The 14,418-nt window shown below is 46.8% G+C and carries 11 protein-coding genes; 1 reads left to right on the forward strand and 10 read right to left on the reverse strand.

Annotated elements, in window-relative coordinates:
* From OSQ85_RS10650 to xerA, 10 genes are all read right to left on the reverse strand, one after another.
* Positions 1 to 831: a deoxyribonuclease IV gene (locus OSQ85_RS10650; protein ID WP_265822993.1), complete on the reverse strand. Its 831-nt coding sequence runs from the start codon at positions 829 to 831 to the stop codon at positions 1 to 3.
* Complete coding sequence (gene fbp / locus OSQ85_RS10655) at positions 831 to 1,826, reverse strand: class 1 fructose-bisphosphatase (RefSeq protein WP_265822994.1); 996 nt, start codon at positions 1,824 to 1,826, stop codon at positions 831 to 833. The genes OSQ85_RS10650 and fbp overlap by 1 nt, the downstream gene beginning before the upstream one ends.
* Before the next feature lie 123 nt (positions 1,827 to 1,949).
* Positions 1,950 to 2,648 (reverse strand): DNA repair protein RecO, encoded by a 699-nt coding sequence (gene recO / locus OSQ85_RS10660; protein ID WP_265822995.1) that lies wholly within the window; start codon positions 2,646 to 2,648, stop codon positions 1,950 to 1,952.
* The gene (mgtE, locus tag OSQ85_RS10665; RefSeq protein WP_265822996.1) at positions 2,645 to 4,006 is read right to left on the reverse strand and encodes a magnesium transporter; all 1,362 of its coding nucleotides are present in this window, start codon (positions 4,004 to 4,006) and stop codon (positions 2,645 to 2,647) included. The genes recO and mgtE overlap by 4 nt, the downstream gene beginning before the upstream one ends.
* Positions 4,007 to 4,897, reverse strand: coding sequence for a GTPase Era (gene era, locus OSQ85_RS10670; protein ID WP_265822997.1), 891 nt, complete (start codon positions 4,895 to 4,897; stop codon positions 4,007 to 4,009).
* Positions 4,897 to 6,192: a hemolysin family protein gene (locus OSQ85_RS10675; RefSeq protein ID WP_265822998.1), complete on the reverse strand. Its 1,296-nt coding sequence runs from the start codon at positions 6,190 to 6,192 to the stop codon at positions 4,897 to 4,899. The genes era and OSQ85_RS10675 overlap by 1 nt, the downstream gene beginning before the upstream one ends.
* Before the next feature lie 223 nt (positions 6,193 to 6,415).
* The gene (gene ybeY, locus OSQ85_RS10680) at positions 6,416 to 6,868 is read right to left on the reverse strand and encodes an rRNA maturation RNase YbeY (RefSeq protein WP_265822999.1); all 453 of its coding nucleotides are present in this window, start codon (positions 6,866 to 6,868) and stop codon (positions 6,416 to 6,418) included.
* Positions 6,869 to 6,872: 4 nt separating this feature from the next.
* Positions 6,873 to 7,832, reverse strand: a complete 960-nt coding sequence (locus OSQ85_RS10685; protein WP_265823000.1) for a PhoH family protein — start codon at positions 7,830 to 7,832, stop codon at positions 6,873 to 6,875.
* Positions 7,829 to 10,480, reverse strand: a complete 2,652-nt coding sequence (locus OSQ85_RS10690) for a CBS domain-containing protein (RefSeq protein ID WP_265823001.1) — start codon at positions 10,478 to 10,480, stop codon at positions 7,829 to 7,831. The genes OSQ85_RS10685 and OSQ85_RS10690 overlap by 4 nt, the downstream gene beginning before the upstream one ends.
* Before the next feature lie 241 nt (positions 10,481 to 10,721).
* Positions 10,722 to 11,639, reverse strand: a complete 918-nt coding sequence (gene xerA, locus OSQ85_RS10695; RefSeq protein WP_322874100.1) for a site-specific tyrosine recombinase/integron integrase — start codon at positions 11,637 to 11,639, stop codon at positions 10,722 to 10,724.
* 492 nt (positions 11,640 to 12,131) lie between these two features.
* Between xerA and OSQ85_RS14080 the strand changes: the two genes are divergently transcribed.
* Entirely contained in the window at positions 12,132 to 14,405 is a 2,274-nt protein-coding gene (locus OSQ85_RS14080) for an NADP-dependent malic enzyme (protein WP_322874101.1), read from the forward strand.
* Positions 14,406 to 14,418: the final 13 nt, after the last annotated feature.

A 14,418-nucleotide genomic window follows, 5' to 3' on the forward strand; every position in this document is an offset into this window, starting at 1 on the left:
TTATGTTCTGAATGACTTAAGCAGGCTGACCTCGCCCGCGTATGTGTCTGCTTTGCCGACAGGTGTTTCCAGAATGCCCAGTGCATCCCGTAACCTGCGGTCATTGACTGCCTTTCTGAAAAATTCTTCGCCTATTTCGCCACTGCCTATCATTGCATGTCTGTCAACTCTGCTTCCCAGAGGCTTTTTGGCATCGTTGAGGTGAAACACTTTTATTTTATCGCCGAATTTCTCAAAAAGAGAGCCGAAAACCGAATCATAATCACCCGCTATATCATATCCTGCGCTGAACATATGGCATGAGTCAAGGCATAAACCTATTTTTTCACCGCAGGATGCAAGATTTATTATCCCCTCCATATGCTCAAAAGCACAGCCGATGGAAGAGCCCTGCCCGGCTGTCGTTTCAAGGAGCGTCATCACGCTGAAACCATGCTTTTCATAAATCATGTCTAAGGAAGCGGCTATGCGCCCTATCCCCTCCTCAAGGGTTGAGCCTGTGAAGGAGCCGGGGTGGATGACATAATACGGAATACCGAGAGTTTCGCATCTGGACAGCTCATCTGCGCAGGCTTTCAGTGATTTAAGGTAAACTTCCTCACCGGAGGCGGCGAGATTGATAAGGTATGAGGCGTGGGCGCAAATATTGGAAAAGCCGAAAACCTCCGCCTTTTCCCTGAATTTTTCTGCTTCTTTTTCGCAGAGAGGTTTTGATTCCCATCTGCTGGCGTTTCTCACAAAAACCTGAAGAGCCTCGCATTCGTCATGCAAGGCTCTTTCAATGCTTTTATATATTCCGCCTGATATGGACTGGTGCGCGCCAACGCGCATTAAGCCTCACCTTTCATGTATTTGCGGTAGAGCTCAACCTCATGTTTGGAACCGATGATGAGCGGTGTTCTCTGGTGGATCCCTTCGGGCTTGATGTCGAGAATGTCGTTTATTCCGTCAATGGCCGCTCCGCCTGCTTTCTCAACTATGTATGCAAGGGGTGCGGCTTCGTAAAGCAGCCTGAGCTTGCCCTTGGGGTTGCTGGTATCGCCGGGGTAGGCAAAAACGCCGCCTTTCAGCAGGTTGCGGTGGAAATCAGCCACGAGTGAGCCTATGTAGCGTCCGGTGTACGTTCTGTCGCTTTTGGTGCGCAGATCTCTGACATATCTCTGGATTTCAGGTGTCCATTTCTCAAAGTTGGCTTCGTTGAAGCTGTATATTTTCCCCTTTTCAGGTATACGGATGTTTTCGTGGCTGAGCAGGAACTCACCGACGCTGGGGTCAAGTGTGAAGCCGCTTACACCGTTTCCTGCGGAATAAACAAGCATGGTACTTGAACCGTAGATAACATAACCCGCTGCAACAAGGTTTCTTCCCGGCTGGAGAAAGTCCTCCACAGTGCCTTTGTTCCCTTCCGTAACTGCTCTGTAAACACCGAAGATGGTTCCTATGCTTATATTTACATCAATATTGCTGGAACCGTCCAGCGGGTCGAAAACAACAACATACTTGCCTTTGGGGTATCTGTCAGGGATGGGGACTATGTCCTCGCATTCCTCCGAACCCATGGCACAGAGCTTGCCTAAGTGTTCCATAGCGCTGATCATTTTCTCATTGGAATAAACATCAAGCTTCTGCTGGTCTTCACCGTGAACATTGACGGACTGGGCTTTTCCGAGGATGTTCACAATCCCTGCTTTATTTACTTCCCTTGAAATTATTTTGGAAGCAAAGGCAATCTGTTCTATGATAGTTGTAAAATCACCCGTGGCGTGAGGATATTTTCTCTGCTCCTCAAGCAGGTATCTGTTGAGATTGGTCAACCCCTTCTGCATGTTAACATCTCCTGACCTTAATTTACCGAAGTAATCCGCGTATATCAGTCCGACTCTGTCTAAGTCGTATAGCTTTTTGCGATAGTAAAAAATTCACAAAGATTTGTAAAGCCTTTAGGCAGCTTAAATAAGCATTTTCAAGGTTGCGATACTCTTAAGTTCTTTTCCGTAAAGAGATTTATAGAAATCAGCAAAAAATGAAATAATCTCAGTTTCATTTTCCCTGTTTACTATCAGGTTTTTCATCATTTCGCTGCTGAGAGCGCTCTTCATAAAAAGCATAACAGTTCCGCCCGCTCTGACCCCTGCCCCACGGCAGTTTGAGCAGAAAAACTCACCGCCCGGAACAAAGCCGTCCGTACATTCCTCTGCCCCGCAGTTGGTGCATACACTAAAATCCGGCAGTACGCCGTTTTTCTCAAACATATGCCTCACGGTGAATGCGGTTGCCTTCCGGAAGTTAGTGTCATCAATTTTCATAATAAGGCGCATAAGGTATCCGTCTTTCTCCCGCTCCTCATAGAGAGCGTCCATCACCTCGAATATGAAGTGCAGGCGGATCATTATCTCGTGGCTGTTTATGAATCTGTGGAACTCAGGCTTCTGGGTGAATGAGTAAAATCGGAAGAGATCGGAACTTTCCTTCATCTGAAAGTCCAGCACACCGGGAAAACAGGTGAGCAGCCCGCCCTTTTTGCTGAATGCCTTGGGAACAAACAGTTTGATTTTGCCGAAGTCCGCAGTGAAAGCCCGCGCAACGGCGGAGGAGTCTGAATACCTGTGAAGTTTATAAATTATGGCGTCTGTTAAATGCCTGCTCATCCGAAATAGTTAAGAAGAACCGCTGATACCGAAAAGTAAATTGAAAGCCCAAGTATGTCATTCAGCATGCTTATGAACGGGCTTGAGGCAACAGCTGGGTCAAAATTAAAGCGTATAAGCGTTGCCGGAACAAACGTGCCTGAAAAGGTTGCCAGTGTCATGGCAAAAAACATGGCTGTGCCCACCACAAGCCCAATGGCGGGGGAACCCGACCATAAAGGAGCGATGAAGGCGAGAAGAATGCCGATCGTTATACCCATTATCATGCCCACGCGCATCTCTTTCAGCATTATAGGGATAATATCCGTAGGGGATATTTTGCCCAGCGCAACGCCGCGTATGAGGATTGTGGCTGACTGGCTGCCTGCATTGCCTGCCATGGCCATGATGATAGGTACAAACGGAACAAGCAGAGCAAAATCCTTTGCGTGCCCTTGGAAAAAGGTCAGGACTATACTGGCGACTATGGAACCCACAAAGGTTACGATAAGCCACGGCAGCCTGACCTTGGCGATTTTTACTGAGTTGTTGGCAAAAAGAAGCTCATCATCGGATGAACCGACCATCATATAAAAGTCTTCCGTAGCTTCCTCACGAATGATGTCGATTACGTCGTCAACAGTGATGATACCCACAAGGACATTAAACTCATCCACAACAGGAACAGCGAGAAGGTCATATTTTTCAACAACTTTGGCCACATCCTCCTGATCCTCATGCGTGGTTACGTGTATCACGTCCGTGGTCATTATCTCATACAGCTTTTTTTCCGGAGCATTCAGAATGAGCTGACGGAGGGAGATAACACCCACAAGCCTGTTTTCATCATCCGTAACATAGAGATAGAAAACCATGTCCACATTTTTTGCCCCGTGGAGTGACTTGGTAGCCTCTTTGACCGTTGTCTCCTCGTTAAGGGAGAAGTAGCTGGTGTTCATGATTGAACCAGCCGTATATTCTTCGTAATTAAGGAGCTGTTCCACTTCGCTTATCTGATCGCTGTCACCAATGAGACTGAGAACCGAGTTTGAGATCTCGTCAGGAAGAAGACGCACCACATCAGCCGCGTCATCACTTTCCATGTGTTCAACTATCCGGGCGATTTTTTCGGGTTTCTGATCGGAGATAACGGTTATGACATCGGCTTCGTTCATTTCAACGATGATTTCCGCCATGAGCTTCTCATCCTTAATGTGGCTGAGAAGTTTTTTACTGTCTATATCATTGAGGTTATTGTATATTACGGCAATATCCGCAGGGTGCAGCTTGGAGAGCGTTTTCTCAAGTGCGACCCTTGCGTTTCTTCTGATAAGTTTTTTGACGCTTTCTAGTGAAACCTTTAATCTTGGAGTGAGCATCTACCGGAGTCCTTGTATTCTCAAAAATTCATTCTTGTCTGCCCAATCATTACGAATCTTAACCCATAATGCAAGATGAATTTTGACTCCGAAAAACTTCTCCAGATTTATTCTTGCTTTCGTTCCAATCTCTTTAAGGCGTGCGCCCTGCTTTCCGATCACCATCCCCTTGTGGCTTTCGCGGTCAACAATGATGGACGCGCTTATCTCCATGCGTCCGTCCTCCGTGTCCTCCACGGATTCTGTTTCCACCACTATGCGGTAGGGGAGCTCATCCTGAAGCTGCTCGAACACCTGCTCCCTTACATACTCTGCAATAAGCATTTTTTCGGGGACTGTCGTTATCTCCTCACTGTCGAACATCGGCATGCCTTCCGGCAGATGCTTCACAGCAAGCTCAAGAAGCAGATCAACATTTTTCCCTGTGCGTGCGCTTATGGGTACAACCTCCGCAAAGTCAAGCAGGGGGAACAGTTTTTCAGCCAGCAGAAAGGCCTTTTCCTTTTTGAATATATCAAGCTTATTGATAACAAGAAACTTCTTCGCCTTTGAAGCCTCAAGGATTTTCACAAGGTTTTTAAACTCAGGCCCCATATGCTCATCCGCCTGAACCATGAGGAAGAGAATATCCGCCATATCAATGGAATCAGCCGCCTGCTGCACCATAAGCCTGTTAAGGGTGTCCTTCGCCTTGTGATAGCCGGGCGTGTCTATGAAAACTATCTGGTAGTCGTCACCTGTTTTTATCCCCTGAATGTTTGTTCTGGTTGTCTGGGGTTTGTTTGAAACTATTGCTATCTTCTCGCCTATTAGGCTGTTAATCAGTGTGGATTTACCCACATTGGGTCTGCCCAGAATGGAAACAAACCCTGATTTATATGTTTCGGACATCAGACCTCCACGTCATCTGCCACAGGATTATCCTGTATCTTTTTCATTTCTATTTTGCATATTTTACGGTCTTCTATCTCAAGCACAGTGAGAGTCCGGCCGCCGAAGATGTATGAATCACCCTGTTCAGGCACTTTGCCCGCAAGGTCGTACACAAGCCCGGCGAGAGTTTCATATTTTTCCATCTCTTCCGTCTTTTCAATATCGAACTCTTCGCAGAAATCGTCAATATCCATCATCGCATCCAGAACGTAAGTATCCGTATCCGTCTGCTCAACCTCAATATCCGCCTGCTCGTCCTCATCATATTCATCGTATATATCGCCCACTATCTCCTCAAGTACGTTTTCAAGGGTGAGAAGCCCCGCCACGCCGCCGTATTCATCAAGCACTATTGCCATGTGGTTACGTGTTTTCTGGAACTCGGTGAGCATGGTATCTATCTTTTTCGTACCGGGGATAAAGTAAGGCGCACGGAGCATGCTGCGGAGGTCAAACTTCGATATGTCCTCTCTGGTGAACACAAGCAGATCCTTAGCGTTCAGTATGCCTATGATTTTATCTATGGTTTCCTCATAAACAGGAAGACGTGAAAATTCGTTTTCCACAACCTTATCCATTATACTGTCAAAGCCTTCATTAACATTCACTGCTATTATATCTCTTCTGGGAACCATAATCTCTTTAATGCTCATGTCACCCAGTTCGAATATGTTCTGGAGCATCTCCTTCTGTCCGTTCTCCAGCACTCCTTCCTTTTCGCCCACGTTGATGATGAACTCAAGCTCCTCTTCCGTGATCTGCGGCTTTTTATCCAGCTTGCCGCCGGAAAGTTTAATCATCGCCACAACAAACTTGTTCATTACATATGTAGCAGGAAATAGAACTGTATAAAACAGTTTCAGAATGCGCATAAGGGCAATAGCCATCGCTTCCGCATTGTGCTTGGCAAAGGTTTTAGGAGTAATTTCACCGAATATGAGAACCATCAAGGTCATAATTCCGGTTACTGCGGCAATCTGCGCATCACCGAATATCCGTCTGGCCATATCAGCCGCCAGAACAGAACCCAGAATGTTAACAACATTATTGCCGATGAGGATGGTGTTGAGAACCTTGTTTGGGTGATAAAGCCAAAGTTCAAGGATTTTAGCTTTAGGATTTTCTTCTATCATGTGCCTGACCTTCATCTCGCTGAGCGAGGTCAGGGCAGTTTCGCTGCCTGAGAAAAAACCTGAAAACAAAAGACAAACGAATATTGAGACCGACTGAAACAGTATACTGTCAGTTTCCAAAACAATTCACCTCTGATGAGAATATGAGTAAATACGCCGCAGAAAAGGGCGCAGTATGTCCGTAAAAGTAAGCAGAACTGGCGTTTCCCTTCAAGGAAGACGCAGAAATCGGGTAAGGTTCGGAAGGAGGTTTCTTTTTCATGAGCGGATATTAGCACAAAAAAAACTGCTCTTCCACACTAAAACGTGCGGAAACAGCGACTTTTCCATAATTTGACAGGTTTTAGGGAACAAGACCGTCCCCAATAAGCTTACGCAGAATTTCCTCTTGCATATCAAACATTTCTTTCTCGTCCTCTTCGGATGTTTCATGGTCAAACCCCAGAAGATGAAGAAGGCCGTGAATATACAGAAAAGCAAACTCCCTTGCAAGCTCTATTTCATTTTCCTGCGCCTGCCTCTTTGCGGTATCAATGGAGATGACAATATCCCCCAGCATTCCGCCGTCATCCAGCGGATACTCAGCCATCGGGAAAGAAAGCACATCAGTGGCATAATCCTTCTGCCTGTAGGCGGCGTTCAGTGAGCGGATCTCCGCATCATCCGTAATGAGAACGGAAATTTCCGCATCCTCAAAAGCCGCCTCAGCGAAAGCAAATACCTCAAGGGAGATTTTTTTCAGAAACTCAACGTCAAAGCCGCTGTCTGTTTTATCAGTAAGAAGAACATCCGCCATCACTTTATTTTTTCTCCTCAAACACTTCATAAGCCTGAATAATTTTCTGTACCAAGGAATGTCTGACCACATCCTTCTGGCTGAATTCCACAAAGCCTATATCATTTATCCCTTTCAGAATCTCCCGCACCAGAATAAGGCCTGATTTCTTGGAGGAAGGCAGGTCAATCTGCGTTATATCTCCCGTAACCACTGCCTTTGAGCGGAACCCCAGACGGGTGAGGAACATCTTCATCTGCTCGCTGGTGGTGTTCTGCGCCTCATCCAGAATTATGAAGGAATCATTCAGCGTTCGCCCGCGCATGAAAGCCAGCGGTGCTACCTCTATGATATTCTTCTCCACCAGCGCCGCCACCTGTTCAATGTTCATCATACTGTAAAGCGCATCATACAGCGGACGGAGATAGGGATTGATTTTATCAGCTATATCACCGGGAAGAAAGCCGAGGTTCTCCCCCGCCTCAACCGCAGGACGGGTGAGGATTATGCGCGCAACCTTCTTTTTCAGAAACAGGTGCACACCCATAGCCATGGCAAGATAAGTTTTTCCGGTTCCCGCGGGGCCTATGCCGAAAACGAGATCCTTGTCCTTTATCGCCTGCAGATATTCCTTCTGACGGGGTGATTTAGGCGAAACATTCCTTGTTCTGCCCGCAACCTTCACGGAATCAAGCAATACGCCGCTTACATCAATCTCCTGATCGTCATCCATCATCCGCAGGGCATCATTGACCCCTGCTTCGGTCAGTTCCCCTTTCATGGCCATTTCACGCAGGTGGTCTATCAGGCGCACAGCCTTTAAAACATCCGCCTTGTCCCCTTTGATGGTAAATTCGTCCCCCATCACCGCTATATTCACATTAAATGCGGACTTAAGAGCACGGAGGTGCTGATCGCCGCTGCCCAGTATCACAGGGATCAGCGGATGGTGAATGCTTATTATTTCTGAATATTCTCTGCTCAAAATTTTATACCCCTTTCCCCGGCAATTTTTTTCGCAAGGGTAAGTTCTTCCTCTTTTGAGGATATTTCATGATCGAGCTTTGCCCGCTTTATCTCTTTCAAAATTTCTCCGTAAACTCCCGAAGGGGGTATGCCCATCGCCTTAAGGTCGTTTCCGTCCACAGAGGGCGCAACAAACCTGTAAACAGTGAGATATTCCTTGAGCAGCCATTCATACTCCTGCCCCAGAACAGCCACAGCAGCCGTTACAGCCTCGGTTTTCATGCCGTCGAAAATATCTGTTATGGCTGATGCCTTCACGTCTTTCAGGCGCTTCACCTGCCAGACAGCATGCTTAAACTTATAGAAAGCTTCCGCAAGCTCATCATAAAGCCTGCCGGTGATCTCAAACCTTGAGGCAAGGCGTTTCATCTCCGGCCTGCTTAAGTCGGCAAACAGAATGCAGAAACGGCTTATCCAGAGTTCAAGCTTATCCTCAAACTGAAACGAGTACCATCCGTTAATTTTCTTCAGAACAGCGAATCTGTCCAGCTTGAAATCATCAATCGCCATATTATCATGAAAAAATTTCAGCATATCGTATTTTTTCATCATCAGCAGAGCTTCCACAAAACTGTCTTCTGATAAAATATACTTCAGTTCAAGGTACATCCTCTGCCCGACAACTCTTTCCAGCAGTTTGAGGGATACGGCGTGCTTGAGCAGTTTTTCGGTGTGCGGGCCTATGGCAAAGCCGTAGCGCACGGCAAAGCGCACCCCCCGCAGACATCTGGAAGGATCATCCACAAAGCTCAGACTGTGCAGAACCCTTATCTTTTTATCAACTATATCTTTCTGACCGCCAAAGAAATCCAGCAAAAGGCCGAAATCGTCCCCCGTGAGCTTCATGGCCATGGCATTTATGCTGAAATCACGCCTGTAGAGGTCGTTTCGTATTGACGCATTCTCAACCTCAGGAGCAGAGGCGGGATTTGTGTAGTATTCCGTTCTGGATGTGGCGAAATCAACACGGAAACCGTCTTTGAATATCACCACCGCAGTTTTGAACTTGAAATGTTCCGAGACCTTAGCCTTTTTCATGGCGGCAAAACGCTTGGCAAGAGCCGGGGCATCCCCCTCCACAACAATATCTATATCCATATTCGTGTTCTGCATGAGAATATCACGCACCACACCGCCCACAAGATAGGCGTTCAGCCCCATCTGCTCCGCCAGACGGCCGATGTCCGCCAGTATTCTGTTAACTCTGTCCGGCAGACAGTTTTTCACAAGAGAGCTTATATTTTTCAGCTTCTGCGGCTGCTTGGTCTGGTAGTGTCTGGGCAGTTTTGTTATCTCCTCATGCATAAGGCGCAGCAGATCCGTGCGGGTTATTACCCCCTCCAGTCTGCCGTCCCTCACAACGGGCAGCATCTTCTGGTTCATGGAGAGCATCATCTCCTCCGCCAGATAGTAAGGCACATCAGGCTCAACAGACCGGAACTCAATCTGCATGAGCGAGCGCACAGGCTCGCTTTTAAGCCCGTGCTTTATACCCTGAAGAATGTCCCGTCTGGAAATAAGCCCCACTGGTATGCCGCCGTTATCCACAACAGGCATCATGTTCAGGTTGTATTTCATGAAGAGATCCATCGCCATCTCAAACGTCCCCGTTATGGGAACGGTTTTTACGGGATATGTCATAATATCCTTCGCCAGACGGACAGGATGTATGTTTTCGCTTATAACTATTTTGAGCAAATCAACGCATTCGGTGAGGGTCATTTTCTTCACTATTGCGCTTGCCGCACTGGGGTGTCCGCCGCCGCCGAAACGCTCCATCACAACCGAGCAGTCTATCTCGTCCGCCCTGCTCCGCCCAACAAGCACTATCCGCTCTCCCGCACGGACAGCAATGAACAGAGCGTCCATACTCTCCATATCCATAATGCGGTGGGCAATCACGGCTATTTCCCCTATGTAGCGGTCGGTTGTTGCGTAGGAAAGCCCGACAGATGCGCCCTGAATATGAAAAACATTCATATTCACAAGCAGTTCGTTCATCACGAATATCTGCTCCTTGCTCATATCACGCTTCACGTACTCGCTCACCATCTCCAGTTCAGCACCGCAATCCAGAAGAAAAGCCGCCGCCGTCATATCCTCCTGTGTGGTGCTGGAGAATGAGAGGAGTCCCGTATCTTCATACAGGCCGAGGATCATGAGTGTTGCCAGTGTCTTATCCGGCCTGAAACCTGTCTGTTTCATTCTGCGGATGATTATGGTCACGGTTGAGCCTGTTTCGTCTATATGGGTCTCGCGGGCTTCTATATCACGCCCGTGGGAAGGGTGATGATCATAGAGGATTATATTATCCGCCCTGTCCAGCATCCACTGCAAAGGCGCAGTTCTTTCTTTAAGCTTACAGTCTGTAATCACAAGGAGATCAAAGCGGCCGATCTCATCAAAATCCTTCTCTTTCAGGCGTATGACAGGGAGCGTCACATCCTCTTCGTTGAAATAGTCCTCAACGTTCCCCTCAAAGGAGGTCACAGTGAAAACGGCATCGCACCCGTGCAGAGCGCATGCAGCGCAGGCACTGGCCAGAGCGTCAAAATCAGGTGTTTTGTGGGTTATCACCGCTTTTTTTATATCTTTAAGGGGTTTCATGCAGCAGCACCTGTTCGACTTTGAGATCCTTCATCTGTCTTTATTATCCGAAATGTACCATCCATGGGAGCGTATGCAACAACAGACGGTATCGTGAAAGCACCTGATCGACTTTGAGATCCTTCATCCCTTCGGGATTCAGGATGACGCTCTGAAACGTCATTCTGAGCAGAGCGAAGAATCTCTGGTCTTATTATCCGAAATTTCCCTTCCATGGGAGCGTATGCAACAACAGACGGTGTCATTGTTTGCCTCTGTTTCGGGAAAATCTCGGATGGCATTCATTCATGATATTCCTGGCCTTGTCTGTTGTTACATGAGTGTATATTTCGGTGGTGCTTAGGTCGGAGTGGCCGAGGAAAAGCTGTATGGTGCGGAGGTCTGCACCGTTGGTAAGCATATGCGTGGCAAAGGAATGGCGCAGGGTGTGGGGTGAAACATGCTTGGTGATGCCCGCTTTTTCGCAGTATTTTTTCACGATCATCCAGAAATATTCCCTGTCCAGCTTATTTCCCGTGCGGCTGAGGAACAGAAAGCCGTTGTCGGACTCCTTCACAAAATATTCCTTACGAACAGCCAGATAGCTTTCCATCTTTTCCCTGAGGCTTTCATAAAACGGAACAAGGCGCTGTTTGCTCCCCTTTCCAGTTACCTTGAAAATGCCCCTTTTCATATCTATATCGTTCAGTTTTATACTCACAAGCTCGCTCACCCGTATCCCGGATGAATACATGGTCTCAAGCATCACCTGATCCCGGAAGCCCAAATGAGTCGAAGCATCGGGAGCTTTCAAAAGCTCATCAACCTCGTCAAAATCCAGAAAAGCCGGCAGCTTTTCCCACTTCTTAGGTTTTGTGACCAAAGTCACCGGATTAACCTGAAGCTCGCGCTCCTTAATGAGAAAGTCAAAAAAAGCACTGAGCCCCGAAAGCCGCCTCAAAAGCGTTTCCACAGAGTTACCCCTTATCCTCAGTTCAGTCATAAAACCTATGACCTCTTTCAGGGAATAAGGGTCATCCCTCCCTGCTGCAAACTGATGAAAATCTTTTACATCATGGACATATGCTTCCACAGTGTTTGCGCTTGCGGAGTACTCGTATTTCAGAAATGACTCAAAAGCCTTGATATGCTTATCTTTCTCCATAAATACTTTTACCACATCAAACCCAAAGGAGCAATGAGGCTTTCCGGCGGCAGGGATCAAAATAAAAAAAATTTCATTGTTAACTTACTCCCCATGGTTTAACCCGCCGCACCGATCCGTTCACCATAAAACGGACATATGCGCAATTATCAAAAAATACCAAATCATCATTCATATGACCTGACGGATAAAAATTTAACATAATATCATTATGGGCAAAACAAACATTATAGAGATTAATATATTTATAATTAAAGATTTTATTAATCGAAATTATCTATAGCATATCAATTACCCTATATATATTTCATGTGGTGAAATATTTGTTGTCAAACTGCGTTCTTAATATTAAAATCATAAGTATAGTTTTTATCTATTAAACTTAAAATTAATCATCTGCTCCGCATTAAAGAAACCAAATGAGCATATGATTGTAATTATAAAATTATTGTTGACTATGCATAAACACAAAATTAATATTATCCCAGATAAGTCAGGAGGAGCTAAATGAGCAAAAACGAAAAAGTCACATTGGAGGAAGCTCTCGAATACCATAAGGGCAGCCGCCCCGGTAAAATCGAGGTTGTTCCCACTAAACCCTGCTTCACGCAGAGAGACCTTTCCCTCGCGTACACGCCCGGCGTCGCTGAACCCTGCCGTGTAATTGAAAAAAATCCCGAAGCCGTTTACGACTATACATCCAAAGGGAACCTAGTGGCGGTTCTTTCAAACGGTACTGCGGTGCTCGGCCTCGGAAACATCGGTGCAGCAGCAGGCAAACCTGTTATGGAAGGAAAAGGCGTTCTTTTCAAAAGATTTGCAGATGTTGATGTTTTCGATATTGAAATCAACTCCGAAAACCCCGATGATGTAATAAAAGCTTGTGAACTCCTTGAGCCCACTTTCGGCGGGATCAACCTTGAGGACATCAAAGCGCCCGACTGCTTCTATATAGAAGAAGAAGTTAAAAAGAAACTCGGCATACCCGTTTTCCACGACGATCAGCACGGAACAGCGATCATCTGCATAGCCGCTCTTCTGAACGCTCTTGAGCTCGTGGACAAAAAGATAGATGAAGTTGTCACGGTAATCAACGGCGCGGGAGCAGCAGGCATAGCAATCGGCAAGCTTATGCTTCTTGTCGGCGCGAAAAAAGAGAACATCTTCATGTGCGATACCAAAGGTGTTGTCTATAGCGGCAGAAAAGAGGGCATGAACAAATATAAAGAAGAATTCGCCCTTGTTACCGATAAACGCACCCTTGATGAAGCTGTTGACGGCTCTGATGTTTTCCTTGGACTTTCCGCTAAGGGAGCCCTTTCCAAATCTATGGTTAAAACCATGGCGAGAAAGCCCATCATCATGGCCATGGCAAACCCTGATCCCGAAATCACACCCGAAGAGGTTGAAGAGGTCAGAGGTGACGCTGTTGTCGCCACAGGCCGCTCAGACTACCCCAATCAGGTTAACAACGTTCTCGGCTTCCCCTTCATTTTCAGAGGTGCCCTCGATGTGAGAGCTTCCGCCATAAATGAGGAAATGAAGCTGGCAGCCGTTTACGCACTGAAAAAACTCACAAGGGAAGATGTGCCCGAAAGCGTATGCAAGGCATACGGCGTTGAAAAAATAGAATTCGGCAAGGATTACATCATCCCCAAACCCTTCGACCCCAGAGTTCTGACATGGGTTGCCCCTGCAGTTGCCAAAGCAGCTATGGAAACAGGCGTTGCAAAACTGCCCATAAAAGACTTTGAAGTATACAAAGACCAGCTTGAGTCAAGACTTTCATTCGCTAAGGAGTTCACACGTCAGGCTATCTCAGTTGCCAGACAGAGCCCGAAAAAGCTTGTATTCCCCGAAGGCGAATATGAAAAAATAATAAGAGCCGCTAACAGAATCGTACTGGAAGGAATCGCCCAGCCTATCCTGCTCGGAGATGTTGAGAGGATTAAAAAGCTTGCCGCGGAACTTAATGTTGATCTTCATGGCATCGAAATTATTGACCCCAGATGCTCTGACAAGATTGATTCATACGCGGCACAGCTTTTTGAACTGCGCGGCAGAAAAGGCACTACCCTCGCGGAAGCCACCAGACGCATGCACAAAATCACTGACTACTTTGCGGCTATGATGGTTAAAAACGGCGATGCAGACTGCCTTGTTAACGGATATTCCAGAAACTATCCTGACGCAGTGAAGCCTCTGCTTGAAATTATGCCTCTGGAAAAGGGATATACATCCCCATCCGGTTCTTACTTCATGCTGTTTAAAGACAGAATGGTTCTCTGCGCTGACACCACCGTGAATATTGACCCCACGGCGGAGCAGCTCGCGCAGATCGCTCTTCAGTCAGCAGACACACTGAGAAAGTTCCAGATTGAACCCAGAGTGGCTATGCTTTCCTTCTCCAACTTCGGCTCTGTCCGTATGGAAAGAACCATAAAAGTGGAAAAAGCGATCAAGCTTGTTAACGAAATCGACCCGAAACTCATAATAGACGGGGACATGCAGGCAGATACAGCGGTTTATCCGCCCATCGCCAGAGAGGCCTTCCCCTTCTCTAAAATCAAAGGGGATGCGAACGTGCTTGTTTTCCCCAACCTTGAAGCCGGCAACAGCGCATACAAGCTTCTGTGGAGACTCGGAAGCGGTATAGCCATAGGCCCGATCCTTCAGGGCTTCAAACACTCTGTACACGTTCTCCAGAGAGGAGTGGACGTTACAGACATAGTAAATCTGGCCGCTATTGCAGTTGTTGACTGCATTGAAAAATCAAAATAATTCCTGCCTCACC

The sequence above is a fragment of the Geovibrio ferrireducens genome, from assembly GCF_026226615.1.
GTDB classification, from domain to species: domain Bacteria; phylum Chrysiogenota; class Deferribacteres; order Deferribacterales; family Geovibrionaceae; genus Geovibrio; species Geovibrio ferrireducens.

Excerpts from the sequence above, each read along its gene's own strand:
- OSQ85_RS10650 (WP_265822993.1), bottom strand. The coding sequence starts at position 831 with ATGCGCGTTGGCGCGCACCAGTCCATATCAGGCGGAATATATAAAAGC.
- fbp (WP_265822994.1), bottom strand. The coding sequence starts at position 1,826 with ATGCAGAAGGGGTTGACCAATCTCAACAGATACCTGCTTGAGGAGCAG.
- recO (WP_265822995.1), bottom strand. The coding sequence starts at position 2,648 with ATGAGCAGGCATTTAACAGACGCCATAATTTATAAACTTCACAGGTAT.
- mgtE (WP_265822996.1), bottom strand. The coding sequence starts at position 4,006 with ATGCTCACTCCAAGATTAAAGGTTTCACTAGAAAGCGTCAAAAAACTT.
- era (WP_265822997.1), bottom strand. The coding sequence starts at position 4,897 with ATGTCCGAAACATATAAATCAGGGTTTGTTTCCATTCTGGGCAGACCC.
- ybeY (WP_265822999.1), bottom strand. The coding sequence starts at position 6,868 with ATGGCGGATGTTCTTCTTACTGATAAAACAGACAGCGGCTTTGACGTT.
- OSQ85_RS10690 (WP_265823001.1), bottom strand. The coding sequence starts at position 10,480 with ATGAAACCCCTTAAAGATATAAAAAAAGCGGTGATAACCCACAAAACA.
- OSQ85_RS14080 (WP_322874101.1), top strand. The coding sequence starts at position 12,132 with ATGAGCAAAAACGAAAAAGTCACATTGGAGGAAGCTCTCGAATACCAT.